14 protein-coding genes are annotated in these 12,192 nt (G+C 59.8%); 8 read left to right on the forward strand and 6 right to left on the reverse strand.

What is annotated here, in order from left to right; translation table 11 throughout:
• Positions 1–62: 62 nt before the first annotated feature.
• Together F2S13_RS16250 and ppk2 are read right to left on the reverse strand one after the other, a co-directional pair.
• The gene (locus F2S13_RS16250; RefSeq protein ID WP_166362536.1) at positions 63–1,676 is read right to left on the reverse strand and encodes an inorganic phosphate transporter; all 1,614 of its coding nucleotides are present in this window, start codon (positions 1,674–1,676) and stop codon (positions 63–65) included.
• 41 nt (positions 1,677–1,717) lie between these two features.
• Positions 1,718–2,629 carry a polyphosphate kinase 2 gene (gene ppk2, locus F2S13_RS16255; protein ID WP_166362538.1) on the reverse strand — a complete coding sequence of 304 codons (912 nt, stop codon included), beginning with the start codon at positions 2,627–2,629 and terminating at the stop codon, positions 1,718–1,720.
• Between the two features lie 176 nt (positions 2,630–2,805).
• Between ppk2 and F2S13_RS16260 the strand changes: the two genes are divergently transcribed.
• A complete protein-coding gene (locus F2S13_RS16260; RefSeq protein ID WP_166362540.1) occupies positions 2,806–3,789 on the forward strand; it encodes a Ppx/GppA family phosphatase in 984 nt (327 codons plus the stop codon).
• A 329-nt stretch (positions 3,790–4,118) separates the two neighbouring features.
• Here the strand turns inward: F2S13_RS16260 and F2S13_RS16265 are convergent, their stop codons facing one another.
• Positions 4,119–4,397: a YkgJ family cysteine cluster protein gene (locus tag F2S13_RS16265; protein ID WP_166362542.1), complete on the reverse strand. Its 279-nt coding sequence runs from the start codon at positions 4,395–4,397 to the stop codon at positions 4,119–4,121.
• Positions 4,398–4,742: 345 nt separating this feature from the next.
• On the opposite strand from F2S13_RS16265, the gene F2S13_RS16270 reads away from it, so the two are divergent.
• Both F2S13_RS16270 and F2S13_RS16275 read left to right on the forward strand, forming a co-directional pair.
• On the forward strand, positions 4,743–5,282 hold the full coding sequence (locus tag F2S13_RS16270) for a cytochrome b (protein WP_166362545.1): 540 nt from the start codon (positions 4,743–4,745) through the stop codon (positions 5,280–5,282).
• A gap of 44 nt (positions 5,283–5,326) precedes the next feature.
• Positions 5,327–5,899 (forward strand): YceI family protein, encoded by a 573-nt coding sequence (locus F2S13_RS16275; RefSeq protein ID WP_166362547.1) that lies wholly within the window; start codon positions 5,327–5,329, stop codon positions 5,897–5,899.
• 15 nt (positions 5,900–5,914) lie between these two features.
• Here F2S13_RS16275 and F2S13_RS16280 read toward each other — a convergent pair whose 3' ends face one another.
• Complete coding sequence (locus F2S13_RS16280; RefSeq protein WP_166362549.1) at positions 5,915–6,421, reverse strand: methylated-DNA--[protein]-cysteine S-methyltransferase; 507 nt, start codon at positions 6,419–6,421, stop codon at positions 5,915–5,917.
• A gap of 153 nt (positions 6,422–6,574) precedes the next feature.
• On the opposite strand from F2S13_RS16280, the gene F2S13_RS16285 reads away from it, so the two are divergent.
• The 5 genes from F2S13_RS16285 to F2S13_RS16305 all read left to right on the forward strand — a co-directional run bounded on the left by F2S13_RS16285 (position 6,575) and on the right by F2S13_RS16305 (position 10,355).
• The gene (locus F2S13_RS16285) at positions 6,575–7,309 is read left to right on the forward strand and encodes a tellurite resistance TerB family protein (protein WP_178119021.1); all 735 of its coding nucleotides are present in this window, start codon (positions 6,575–6,577) and stop codon (positions 7,307–7,309) included.
• A 139-nt stretch (positions 7,310–7,448) separates the two neighbouring features.
• A complete protein-coding gene (locus tag F2S13_RS16290; RefSeq protein ID WP_166362553.1) occupies positions 7,449–8,234 on the forward strand; it encodes a sulfite exporter TauE/SafE family protein in 786 nt (261 codons plus the stop codon).
• Between the two features lie 119 nt (positions 8,235–8,353).
• On the forward strand, positions 8,354–9,103 hold the full coding sequence (locus F2S13_RS16295) for a gamma-glutamylcyclotransferase (RefSeq protein ID WP_166362555.1): 750 nt from the start codon (positions 8,354–8,356) through the stop codon (positions 9,101–9,103).
• A 65-nt stretch (positions 9,104–9,168) separates the two neighbouring features.
• Positions 9,169–9,522 (forward strand): DUF1428 domain-containing protein, encoded by a 354-nt coding sequence (locus F2S13_RS16300; RefSeq protein WP_166362557.1) that lies wholly within the window; start codon positions 9,169–9,171, stop codon positions 9,520–9,522.
• A 203-nt stretch (positions 9,523–9,725) separates the two neighbouring features.
• On the forward strand, positions 9,726–10,355 hold the full coding sequence (locus F2S13_RS16305) for a TetR/AcrR family transcriptional regulator (RefSeq protein WP_166362559.1): 630 nt from the start codon (positions 9,726–9,728) through the stop codon (positions 10,353–10,355).
• 46 nt (positions 10,356–10,401) lie between these two features.
• On the opposite strand, the gene F2S13_RS16310 is transcribed toward F2S13_RS16305, so the two are convergent.
• Positions 10,402–10,881 (reverse strand): nuclear transport factor 2 family protein, encoded by a 480-nt coding sequence (locus F2S13_RS16310; protein ID WP_166362561.1) that lies wholly within the window; start codon positions 10,879–10,881, stop codon positions 10,402–10,404.
• 252 nt (positions 10,882–11,133) lie between these two features.
• Positions 11,134–12,027, reverse strand: coding sequence for a LysR family transcriptional regulator (locus F2S13_RS16315; RefSeq protein ID WP_166362563.1), 894 nt, complete (start codon positions 12,025–12,027; stop codon positions 11,134–11,136).
• Positions 12,028–12,192 lie beyond the last annotated feature (165 nt).

The raw sequence follows: 12,192 nt of genomic DNA on the forward strand, positions 1-12,192 counted from the left end.
CGCAAGCATAGCGTCATCGGGTGGCCCTTCGCCAGTTCCCCGATAACTTTATGCCTGAAGCCTCAGAACACCCGGGTGAAAATCCAATAGAGCCCACCGGACAACAGAATCGCCGCCGGCAGGGTCAAGACCCACGCCATGAGCAGGTTGCGGATGGTGCGCATCTGCAGGCCCGAGCCGTTGGCGACCATGGTCCCGGCGACCCCGGAAGACAACACATGGGTGGTCGAGACCGGCAGGCCGTACATGTCCGCGGCACCGATGGTGCACATCGCCACCAGCTCCGCCGAGGCACCCTGGGCATAGGTCAGGTGGGACTTGCCGATCTTCTCGCCCACGGTCACGACGATGCGTCGCCAGCCGACCATGGTGCCCAGGCCAAGGGCAATGGCAACGGCGACTTTCACCCACAGGGGAATGAAGCGCGTGGCGTCGTCGATCTGCTTCTTGAACAGCTGCACTTTTTCCTGGGTGTCTGCATCGAAGCTGCCGACCTGGTTCTTGTCCATCAGGCGGATGGCCTCGGACGTCAGGTACATGTCGTTGCGCACGTTGGCCATGGCCTCGGCGGGAACGCGCGACAAGGAACCGTAGCCTTTGACTTCCGTGCCGATGATGCCGGTCAATGCGCCCAGTGCCGGGACCAGCTCGGCGTTCGGCTGCTTGCTGCGGATGTAGTCTGAAAGCACCTGGCGCGGGTCGGCGGGAGCGGCCTGGGGTGCGCTTTTGACCAGCGCTAGCTGGGTGACTTCGGCGATGGCGGCAAATTGTGCGGACTGGTCGGCCGGCATGGTTCGGTTCAGGGCATAGGCCATCGGCAAGGTACCGACCAGGATCAGCATGATCAGGCCCATGCCTTTCTGCCCATCGTTCGAGCCGTGGGCGAACGACACGCCGGTGCAGGTCAGGATCAGCATGGTGCGAATCCACCAGGGGGGCGGGGTATGGCCGACCGGTGCCTTGTACAGTGCCCGGTTCTTGACCAGCAGGCGCAAGGCGACCAGCAGCAAGGCGGCGCAGACGAAGCCGATCAGCGGTGACAGCAGCAATGAGTAACCGACCTTGGTCGCCTGGGCCCAATCGACCCCGCTGGTGCCGTCGCGGCCATGCATGAGGGCGTTGGCGACACCCACGCCGATGATCGAGCCGATCAGGGTGTGCGACGACGAAGCCGGCAAACCCAGCCACCAGGTGCCGAGGTTCCACAGAATCGCGGCGATCAACAACGCGAACACCATGGCAAAACCTGCCGACGAGCCGACCTGCAGAATCAGTTCCACCGGCAGCAGGGCGATGATGCCGAAGGCCACGGCTCCACTGGAAAGCAGCACGCCAAGGAAGTTGAAGCACCCCGACCAGACCACCGCGAAATGCGGCGGCAAGGAGTGGGTGTAGATCACCGTGGCGACGGCATTTGCAGTGTCGTGAAAGCCATTGACGAACTCGAAGCCCAGGGCGATCAGCAAGGCCACGCCCAGCAGCAGGAAGGGCGCCCAGGTGACCTCGGTGCCGGCTGCGTCGATGTCGTGGACCAGGCTGTAGGCGGTGAACAGCAGGCCGATGGCGAGTACGGCAAAGAACACCACCAGGGTGATGACACTTGGTTTGCGCGAGAGATGCGGCCTGGCATCATTGGTCGGAGCCAGGCCTTCCGGGGACAGTGTGCGGGTTGTCATGGCGGTCATCCAAATCAAGGCGAACGTTGAGAGAAGGAGCGTCAATAAACCTGCGGGACGATAAGTTCCGGCGGGGTCGGGGTACGAGTGTAGTCTTCATGCCGCAGGCGTTGCGGCAGTTCGATCAACGGCTGCTCCACCTCCTCGTAGGGCATCTGCCCCAGCAGGTGGTGGATACAGTTGAGCCGGGCTTTCTTCTTGTCATTGGCCTGAACCACCCACCACGGCGCCTCGCTGATGTGCGTGCGTTCGAGCATGATTTCCTTGGCCTTGGTATAGGCCTCCCAACGCCGACGGGACTCCAGGTCCATGGGGCTGAGCTTCCATTGCTTGAGAGGGTCGTGAATACGGCTCAGAAAACGCACGTGCTGTTCCTGGTCGGAAATGGAGAACCAGTACTTGATCAGCTGGATGCCGGAGCGCACGAGCATCCGCTCGAATTCCGGCACCGTGCGGAAGAACTCTTCGTACTGATCGGCATCGCAAAACCCCATGACCTGTTCGACGCCGGCGCGGTTGTACCAACTTCGGTCGAACAGCACGATCTCGCCGGCTGCCGGCAAATGCGAGACATAACGCTGGAAATACCACTGGGTGCGTTCGCGATCATTGGGCGCAGGCAGCGCGGCGACCCTGCAGACTCGCGGGTTGAGTCGCTGGGTGATGCGCTTGATGACGCCACCCTTGCCGGCGGCGTCCCGGCCCTCGAACAGAATGACGACCTTGTGCCCCGTCTTGACCACCCAGCTTTGCAGCTTGACCAGTTCTCCCTGCAGGCGGAATAACTCGCTGAAGTACTGTCGTCGGGCTTGTTTTTCCGGGGTTTCGGCGAAGTTGCCGTCCAGGAAGGCATCGAGGTCGTGCTGGTCATCGACCAGTTCCAGCTCCAACTCCTCGTCACTGTGATCGAGCAGTTCCCTGTGGATACGACGCACCAAGGTCTCGTCAAGCATGATGAAAGCCCCATGTCGATTTCGGGAGAAGTCAAATGCTATTCGGGGTTTGTGACGGAGCAATTACTACAAAATATGAGTCGTTGACAGGGCGAGGGGCCTGTCATCGTTGTGTCATGGGTGCGGTGGCAAAATCCCTTGTCCTTCTCTTGTACGCTTTCACCAGGAACCCCTCCATGAAAGGTGATCCTTCGCTGTTTGCCGCCATCGACCTTGGGTCCAACGCGTTCCGTATGATGATCGGTCAGCAAGTCAACCATCGTCGACGCCTGGTGATTCAGGAGGTGAAGACCCTGCGCGAACCGGTACGGCTGGCGGAAGGTTTTCAGGGGCGGTCTCTGGACGACCTGGCACTGCGGCGCGGCTGGCAGGCGCTGGAGCGATTCGGCAAGCGTCTGCGCGGTTTCGAGGCCGGGCGGGTGCGGGCAGTGGCAACCAGCGCAGTGCGTGAAGCCGAAAATGCGACGACCTTCCTGATGGGGGCCGAAATGCGCCTGGGTTTTCCAATCGATATCATCTCGGGACATGAGGAAGCACAACTGGTTTACGCCGGTATTGCTCATGCGATGCCCTGTGCCGAAACGACTCGCCTGGTGGTGGATATCGGTGGCGGCTCCACGGAGTTGATTGTCGGTGTAGGTGACCGTCCCTTGCTGACCGAAAGCATTGCCATCGGCAGCGGGACCTTTGGCAAGCGCTACTTTGCCTCGGGTTTCGTCGACAGCCTTTCCCTGCAGGAAGCCGAGCGGGCGGCCTGCGAGCAGTTCGAAAAAGTCGCCTACCGTTATCGCAGCCTGGGGTGGCAGCAAGCGATAGGTTCGTCCGGCACCGCACGAATGCTGGCCAAGGTACTGAAGGCCAATGGATTGAACGACTATGGCCAGGCGGGCATCACCTATGCTGGCCTGTTGCGTCTGTCGATTCGCCTGCTGGAAGCCGGGCATGCCAGGAATCTGAGGCTGGCGGGTCTGCCCACCCATCGGCTGGGCATTCTGCCCGGTGGCCTGGCGGTGATGTTGGCTGCATTCAAGGTATTGGGCATCGAGCACATGGTCGCTTCGGAACCCGGCCTGAGGCTAGGCGTGTTGCACGGACTGATGCATCAGGGACCCGAAGTTTCTCGCAAGGCAAGACAACTCCACCTGGCGCGGGTATCGTAAGTTAACCGGGCACACGCCATATCAGGATTGGCACGCAGACCGCTCATCCATTGACTGGCACGACTCGGTGAATATCTTCTCAAACACATACGGCCCAGAAACACTGGACCTCCTTGCGAGGTGCGTATGGCTAATCAACAGCGTCCTGCTCCAGATCCCGCAACCCCGACACCGGATCGCAACACGCCGACAACGGATCCCGACGATGGCACGAGCAAACCCCGGCCCGGCCAGGGCGAGCACCCTAATCCGGGCAAATGGAGTGTAGAGACTATTCCCAACGAGTTGCTGCCTGGGGATTAAGGCATCGGCATGGGGCCGCACATGGCTCAGGCCAGGCGTTCTTCAACGCAATCGGGACCGCCCATTTCGAACTCCCGGCAGATCAGTGGGCGGTTCTGGTAAATGCTGCAGCCCATGGTGCTGCGGTCAAGCGCCGCGCACCAGCCATCATCGGCCCGGGCCATGGTCTCCGAGCCCCAGTCATCGGTTTCGATGAAGCGCGCGGGCACGCCGGTGTCCGTGATCAGCATCACTTCCAGGCGACAGCATTTGGCCGCGCAGGTGTTGCAGGTGATGGCGGCTTCGAGGGTTTGCAGCGGGATCAAATCGTTTGCCAGGCAGAGGGGCGAGTCAGGAGGGTACCGGTTGCCGGGGGATTAACAAAGCAATAGGTATGGCTGTGGCGCAATATTGGACAGTCGGCTTATTCGTTCCCACGCTCTGCGTGGGAATGCAGTACCAGAAGCTCCTGCGTCGATGTACCGGAGTTCGACACAGAGCATTGCAGGATGCATTCTCACGCAGAGCGTGGGAACGAGGGTCAAGGCCGTCGGTGTGCGCTGCTAAGCTCTTTGCACGATGGTCTGTGTTGCGCAATTGCACAAGCTCGTGCACGGATCGACAATGTGGGGACGGACGGCGACACATCCGCCAGTTGCGACGGAGCACACATGAATCAACGCTATACCCGAACGGCAATCGGCTTGCACTGGCTCATGGCGCTCGGACTTATCGGTACCTTCGCGCTGGGCTATTACATGCCTGGCCTGGCATTGTCACCGACCAAGCTCAAACTCTACTCATGGCACAAGTGGGCTGGTGTGACCCTGTTTTTCCTGGTCCTGCTGCGCCTTGCCTGGCGCCAGTCCCATCCGGCTCCAGCGCTGCCGTCAAGCGTGCCGGCCATGGTGCAGATGGCATCCCACGCCATGCACTGGCTGATGTATGCGCTGATGATCACCATCCCCCTCAGTGGCTGGCTGATGAGTTCGGCCAAGGGCTTCCAGACCGTATGGTTCGGTGTGCTGCCGCTGCCCGATCTGCTGGACAAGGATAAGACGTTGGGCGAAAGCCTGACGCAATTGCATGAAGCGCTCAACTTCACTTTGCTTGGCCTGGTGATCGTCCACACGGGCGCCGCACTGAAGCATCACTTGATCGATCGGGATGATGTGCTTACGCGTATCCTGCCGCTCAAGTTCAAGGATTGACCTGTGGCCATTCAATGCCTGAAGCGGGCCTGACCGGAGATTTCATGAGTTACCGATTCCTGCAGTCTGCCGCGTTGATCGCTGCTCTCACCCTTGGCGGCGCCACCTGTGCCCAGGCCGTTCAATACAAGCAAGTCAATGCCAGGGCCAGTCAGATTTCGTTCACTTACAACCAGATGGGCGCGAGAGTCTATGGCACATTCGGCAAGTTCGAAGCCAAGATCGATTTCGATTCGGCCAACCCCGAGGCCGCCCGCACTTCGCTGACCATCGAGCTTGCCAGCATCGATGCCGGCTCAAGCGATGCCAACAGTGAATTGCAAAAGCCGGGTTGGTTCAATACGGCGGTCTACCCGCAAGCGACCTTCATTTCGAGCAGCGTGAAACCGCTCGCTGATAACCGCTACCAGGTCAGCGGCAAGCTGGCGCTCAAGGGCCAGACCCGCGATGTCAGTGCAGAAATCACCTTGAAGCCGGACAACGCCATTGGCGTATTCAACGGCGAATTCATTCTCAAACGCGGCGATTTCGGGATAGGTGAAGGGGAGTGGGGTGATTACGGCGTCATTTCCAACGACATCCATATCAAGTTTCGCATGGTCGCCCCTGCGCAGTAGGCGGGCTACATCGCTTCAGAGCAATTTTCCCTGAACGGGCCCGATCGCACCCTCCAGTTCCAGCAGCAGTGCCTTGGCTTCAAGGCCACCGGCAAAGCCGGTCAATTTTCCTGACGCACCTATGACCCGATGGCAGGGGGCAACGATGGAAATCGGATTTCTGCCATTGGCCGCACCCACCGCCCGGACCGCGCTCGCATTGCCGATCTGATTGGCGATTTCGCTGTAGCTGCGGGTTTCACCGTAGGGGATGGTCAGGAGCGCCTGCCAGACCTTTTTCTGGAAATCGGTCCCGGAAAAATCGAGTTCGAGCTCGAAGCGGTTTCGCGTTCCGGCGAAATACTCCCTGAGCTGCTGCTCGACCCGGGCCAGGACCGGGCTGTCCGGGTCTTCGCTCATTGCACCCAGACGAACGCGGTTTTCCTTCTCGTTCTCCCACAAAATGGCGGCCAGACGCGACCCTCTCGCCACGAGCATCAATTCGCCAACGGGGGACTTCATCATTTTGTAGGTGCAGCTCATGGGATGGCCTCCTGCGTTAACGGTACCGGGCAGTTGGCAAGATCATACGGGCATATGCGATGGGTGGGAACGTAGCCAAACGGTCATGACGCAATGCCGCCCAAGGGCTATCGTGTCTTGTCTGGGCAACTGCAAGCCGACGAGGGCTATGCCATGAACACCAGTGATCTGCTCGAACAATTACTGCAGGCCGGTCAGGCCTCGATGACGCAACAAGGTGGCGCTTCGGCCGCGCCCCAAGGCGGTGGCATGGGCGGCCTTGGCGGCTTGCTCGGTGGCTTGCTGGGCGGGGGTGGTTCGGGCGGCGGCAACGCCGGCCTGGGCGGTCTGCTCGGTGGCCTGCTCGGCGGCGGTGGCGGCATGGGCGGCATGGGCGGTTCCACCAGCCAGGGGCGCTCCGGAGGCACCAACTACGCCGCCCTGGCATCGCTGGGCATGATGGCTTTCCAGGCCTATCAGGCCTGGCAACAATCACAAGCCTCCGCACCGGCGCAAGCCGTGCGCACCGTCGATCAATTGTCCGGGCCCGAAGCAGAGGACCACAGCCACGCGATCCTGCGGGCGCTGATCGCGGCGGCCAAGGCCGATGGCCGGATCGATGAAGCGGAAAAGAAACTGATCTACGCCGAAATCTCCCGCCACACCGACGACCCGGAGCTGCAGGAGTGGCTCGACCGGGAAGTGCAAAGCCCCCTCGACGCCGCCAGTGTCGCCCAGTCCGCGCAGGACCCGGGCATGGCCTCGGAAATGTATCTGGCCAGCGTGATGCTGGTGGACGACCAACAGGATGCCGAACGCAATTACCTCGACGAACTGGCCTACGCACTTAAGCTCGACCCGCAATTGCAGATCCACCTGGAGCAGCAGGCCAGGGGCGGGGCGGTTTAGCTCAGCGCAATGCAGCAGGCCGGGGCGTGTCCCCGGCCTCACGGCATCGGTTATAACGTCAGATCATATCGGTATAAATGATTATAAGAAAAATCGCTATGCTGCCTGCCAGGTTTCTATGTGGCCGCAGGGCATGACAATGGATTTCGGTATTTTCGGTTTTATCTTTGCTGGCTTGATAGTCGGATTCATTGTCGGCATGACCGGTGTCGGTGGCGGCTCTTTAATGACGCCCATCCTGCTGTGGTTCGGCATCAACCCCGCCACGGCCGTGGGTACTGACCTGCTGTACGCCGCCATTACCAAATCGGGCGGCGTACTGGTTCACAGGAAAAACAACAATATCGACTGGTCGATCACCGGATGGTTGACCCTGGGCAGCGTACCGGCTGTTTTGTTGACATTGTATTTCCTGAAAAATCTGGACAGCGATATCCAGGCCACCAATGCCCTGATCAAGCAGGCATTGGGCTTCGTACTGGTGTTGACGGCGTTGGCCATTCTCTTCAAGAAGCGCTTGTTCGCATTTGCCCAGAAGCATGCGGGCGATCGCTATCACGCCAGCGGTCGGCGCTTGAACTCGCTGACGGTGATTACCGGCCTGATACTGGGCACCATGGTGGCACTGACCTCCATCGGTGCGGGTGCATTGGGTACGGTGGCGCTCTTCATCCTCTACCCGCTGTTGCCTACCAAGCGTCTGGTGGGCACGGAAATCGCCCACGCGGTCCCCCTGACGCTGGTCGCCGGCCTGGGCCACGCAAGCATGGGCAACATGGACTGGACCCTGCTGGGCCATCTGTTGATCGGGTCGTTGCCGGGTATCTGGATCGGCAGTCATTTGTCTGGCCGTGTGTCTGACGAGTTGTTGCGTCCGTGCCTGGCCATGATGCTGTTCTTCATTGGTTCCAAACTGGTGCTTTGACCCCCCGCAACGCCATTCAGCCATTTCGCTGCAATTCCCCCTGCCTGCTAGAATTCACCGTGATCATCGCGCCGCAGGGCGCGCCTGCCCTGCATGTCGATCCATATTGAGTAGCAGGTATGGACACTCCAACGTACGCGCGCGCGCAGAGGCAAAACCTGACGGCAGAACTCGTCGCCGCCGTTGAGCGCTTCGAGCCCGATCCCGGACCTGAACCGGGCACCACCGAGCATACCCAGGCAGAGTTCGATGCGATGGTGGAGACACTGTTGCTTGAGTATCGGCCGCAGGAACTTTGGGTCTTTGCCTATGGCTCACTGATCTGGAGCCCGGAATTCCAGTGCGTGGAGAGCCGCAAGGCCACTGCCTACGGATGGCATCGCTCGTTTTGTCTGACCTTGACCCGTTGGCGCGGTACGCGCGAACTGCCGGCCCTGATGCTGGCCCTGGACCGGGGCGGCAGCTGCAATGGCCTGGTTTACCGCCTGCCGGCGCAGGACCACTGCGGGCAGCTCGCAGCGCTGATGCTGCGAGAAATCGACGCCAACCCACCAACCAATGTGCCCCGCTGGATTTCGGTCAAGACCGATACCGGCGTATTGCGTGCACTGACCTTTGTCGCAGCGCGCGACGGAATGGCCTATGCGGGCAAGCTGCCCATGGAAAGGGTGGCGTACGTGTTGGCCCGCGCAGCCGGACACTGGGGTTCGGCAGCCCAATACCTGTATCGCACCGTGACCATGCTGGAAGAGCATGGCATTCGTGATCGCAATCTGTGGCGCATACAACGCCTGGTCGCCGAAGAAATCGGCAATAACCTGCTTGTCTCGACACCCTCGCCGTCGGTCGGCTCGTTCATGGTTTCGTGAGCGGTTCTGTCGATCCGGTGCTTACCTGATCGACTTATCTGCACACACCAAGCAGGAGAATGACCATGTCCTATGTCGATGGCTTTGTTGCCGCTGTGCCCACCCTCAAGCGCGAGGCGTTCAAGCAACACGCCGAAACCATGGCGAAATTTTTCAAGGAGGTCGGTGCGCTGAGTGTGGTCGAGTGCTGGGGCGATGATGTGCCCGAGGGCAAGGTGACCTCGTTCCCGATGGCGGTGAAATGCAGGGAAGATGAAACGGTGGTCTTTTCGTGGATTGTCTGGCCGTCCCGGCAGATACGCGATGCGGGCATGCAGAAGGTCATGGCCGACCCCCGGATGCAACCGGATGTGAACCCGATGCCGTTCGATGGGCAGCGGATGATCTTTGGTGGGTTCGAGATGGTCGTCAACGTTTGAGGTACGGCGGCGCCAGCATCGCTGGCAAGCCAGCTCCCACAGGGAATTGTGTCGGGTCAAATATCTGCAATCTGAACTGGCCCTCTGTGGGAGCTGGCTTGCCAGCGATGAGGCCATAGCAGGCAAAATGGGACCTGTCGTCAAACACCGCAAATGTCCATCATACTCAGCACTGCCCATGCCCAGCTGACGCGACACATCCCATGACCACAGACATCAACCTTTCGAGCACCGTTTCGACCGCCTCCGCGCCACCTTCCGCTGCGCTGACCGATCCGCGAGAGCGCCTGCTCGCTGCCACCGAGCAGTTGATCTACCAGGGTGGAATCTGTGCCACCGGCATGGATCTGATCGTGCAGACGTCGGGTGTGGCGAGAAAGACCCTCTACCGCTATTTCCGCACCAAGGACGATCTGGTCGCAGAGGCCTTGCGCCAGCGCGATCAGCGCTGGATGCACTGGTTTATCGAGTCGGTGGGCAATGCTGGAACACCGCGCGAGCGGCTGCTCAAACTCTTTCAGGTGTTGCAGGGCTGGTTCGACTCGGCGGGGTTTCGCGGCTGTGCCTTTATCAATGCGGCGGGCGAGATAGGCGACCCGCACGACCCTGTACGCGTGGTCGCGAAGTTGCACAAAGAGAAATTGCTGGCCTACGTTCGAGAGCTGTGCGAAGCCTATGGCGCAGAACAGCCGGAAAATCTGGCCCAGCAATTGATGATCCTGATCGAAGGTGCAATTACAGTGGCGTTGGTCAGTGGCGATACGGATTCGGCAACCCGTGCCCAGGTGCTGGCGCGACTACTGCTCGATCAACAACGGCCACACGAAGCGTGAAACAGAACAACGCGGACGTCCGTATCCGCGTTGTTTCAGCAAGCGATTACAGGCCCAGCTCGGAAAGACCAGGGTGATCGTCCGGACGGCGGCCCAGTGGCCAGTGGAACTTGCGCTCGGACTCCTTGATCGGCATGTCATTGATGCAGGCATAACGATTGAACATCAAGCCATGCTCGTTGAACTCCCAGTTCTCGTTGCCATATGAACGGAACCAGTTACCCGAATCGTCATGCCACTCGTAGGCGTAGCGCACCGCTATTCGGGTTTCGCTGAAGGCCCACAGTTCCTTGATCAGCCGATAGTCGAGCTCCTTGTCCCATTTACGCATCAGAAAGCGCATGGCTTCTTCACGGTTGTTGGCAAATTCCGCGCGGTTACGCCATTTGGTATCGAGCGAATAGGCCAGCGAAACCTTTTCGGCATCGCGACTGTTCCAGCCGTCTTCGGCCAGACGAACTTTGAGAATGGCCGTTTCACGGGTGAAAGGGGGAAGCGGATGACGAACTTCGACATTGGACGACATGGCAATTCTCCTCGGGAGATAGTTAATAAAACAATGCGTTTCTATATCTTTACAAGTTGGTTGTTGAGGTTTTTCCTGTTGCTGGTAAAGATGGTAGAACGATCGTTCTCCGCGAGCAAGACGAATTAACAATAGCCACTATAAGCAGTGCCTATGGGCACTTCACGGGAAAGCCACATGCGACAGTGCCCGGCGGAGCCGGGCACACAGGTATCGGAAAGTCGAAGGGGATGAGGTACGGCTGTTGGCCTGTTACTGAAGCTTTGGAGTGAACAGCGTCCGGGCTTCGGTAAAACACTTTTCGGCAATTGCCGACCGAGGTTCGGTCTTGCGCATCACCAGGCCAAGAGGCGCCAGAACACTGGCATCGGGCAGGTTGACGAATGCCAGATTCTCGATAGGTGTTTCCAGGCCACTGTCCAGTGGCATGATCGAGCAGCAGAAGCCTTCGTGTATCGCCTGGAACAACTGATAGGTTGAGTCGCTTTCGAGTATGGGGTGCGGATTCAGCCCGCGGCTGCGGAAGCTCAGGTCAACGGATTTGCGAAAATGCATACCGCCGCTGATCATCCCCAATGGCAACTCGGCGGCATCCTCCCAGCTTATTTCCGGGCCCTCGAAATGGAAGTGACGCGTGTCGTAGAGCAGGCCGACCCGGGTCTCGCCGATTTCGAAAAACTCGAAGTAATTCGGGTTCACAAGGTCGAGATAGCAGACGCCCAGATCCAGTTGGTTGTTGGCCAGGCCTTCGATGATCTGGTCGGAACTCATCGAACTGAGGCTGAACCGCAGCTCCGGGAAACTGCGCGACAGTCCCTGGATGTAGCTGATGGGGTTGAAGCTGCCCAGCGGGACCAGGCCCAGGCGCAGGCTGCCGACTAACTGCCCGCGACAGGCTGCGGCCTCGGCGAACAGGCCATCGTGGGCGGCCAGGAGGGTCCTGGCCCACGCCAGGACCCGTTCACCGGCCTGGGTGAAGCCTTCGAAGCGCTGGCCTCGCGTGACCAGCACCAGGTCCAGTTCATCCTCAAGGTTGCGCAAACGCATGGACAAGGTCGGTTGCGTGATATGGCAGCGTGCAGCGGCCTGGCCGAAGTGACGGGTCTGCTCCAATGCAATCAGGAACTTGAGTTGTTTGATGTCCATGACGGCACCTGCTGGCGAGGAATGAGTGGGAACGGCCGCACGGCGGTATCGACAAGATCCCATTGTGTGCGTCGTGCGTCCAATCGGAAGCGTTGAACAGCCGATCAATCGGCTCTATCAAGGCCAGGTTCCGATGGGGGAAAGTTCACGATAGAGCTGCTCGAT

The organism is Pseudomonas akapageensis, from assembly GCF_011355085.1.
Lineage (GTDB): Bacteria > Pseudomonadota > Gammaproteobacteria > Pseudomonadales > Pseudomonadaceae > Aquipseudomonas > Aquipseudomonas akapageensis.

What these genes read in the sequence shown, in the direction of transcription:
- F2S13_RS16285 (WP_178119021.1), top strand. Translation starts at nt 6,575, where the DNA reads ATGAACACCAGTGATCTGCTCGAACAATTACTGCAGGCCGGTCAGGCC.
- F2S13_RS16310 (WP_166362561.1), bottom strand. Translation starts at nt 10,881, where the DNA reads ATGTCGTCCAATGTCGAAGTTCGTCATCCGCTTCCCCCTTTCACCCGT.
- F2S13_RS16280 (WP_166362549.1), bottom strand. Translation starts at nt 6,421, where the DNA reads ATGAGCTGCACCTACAAAATGATGAAGTCCCCCGTTGGCGAATTGATG.
- F2S13_RS16275 (WP_166362547.1), top strand. Translation starts at nt 5,327, where the DNA reads ATGAGTTACCGATTCCTGCAGTCTGCCGCGTTGATCGCTGCTCTCACC.
- F2S13_RS16315 (WP_166362563.1), bottom strand. Translation starts at nt 12,027, where the DNA reads ATGGACATCAAACAACTCAAGTTCCTGATTGCATTGGAGCAGACCCGT.
- ppk2 (WP_166362538.1), bottom strand. Translation starts at nt 2,629, where the DNA reads ATGCTTGACGAGACCTTGGTGCGTCGTATCCACAGGGAACTGCTCGAT.
- F2S13_RS16260 (WP_166362540.1), top strand. Translation starts at nt 2,806, where the DNA reads ATGAAAGGTGATCCTTCGCTGTTTGCCGCCATCGACCTTGGGTCCAAC.
- F2S13_RS16305 (WP_166362559.1), top strand. Translation starts at nt 9,726, where the DNA reads ATGACCACAGACATCAACCTTTCGAGCACCGTTTCGACCGCCTCCGCG.
- F2S13_RS16250 (WP_166362536.1), bottom strand. Translation starts at nt 1,676, where the DNA reads ATGACAACCCGCACACTGTCCCCGGAAGGCCTGGCTCCGACCAATGAT.
- F2S13_RS16290 (WP_166362553.1), top strand. Translation starts at nt 7,449, where the DNA reads ATGGATTTCGGTATTTTCGGTTTTATCTTTGCTGGCTTGATAGTCGGA.
- F2S13_RS16295 (WP_166362555.1), top strand. Translation starts at nt 8,354, where the DNA reads ATGGACACTCCAACGTACGCGCGCGCGCAGAGGCAAAACCTGACGGCA.
- F2S13_RS16300 (WP_166362557.1), top strand. Translation starts at nt 9,169, where the DNA reads ATGTCCTATGTCGATGGCTTTGTTGCCGCTGTGCCCACCCTCAAGCGC.
- F2S13_RS16270 (WP_166362545.1), top strand. Translation starts at nt 4,743, where the DNA reads ATGAATCAACGCTATACCCGAACGGCAATCGGCTTGCACTGGCTCATG.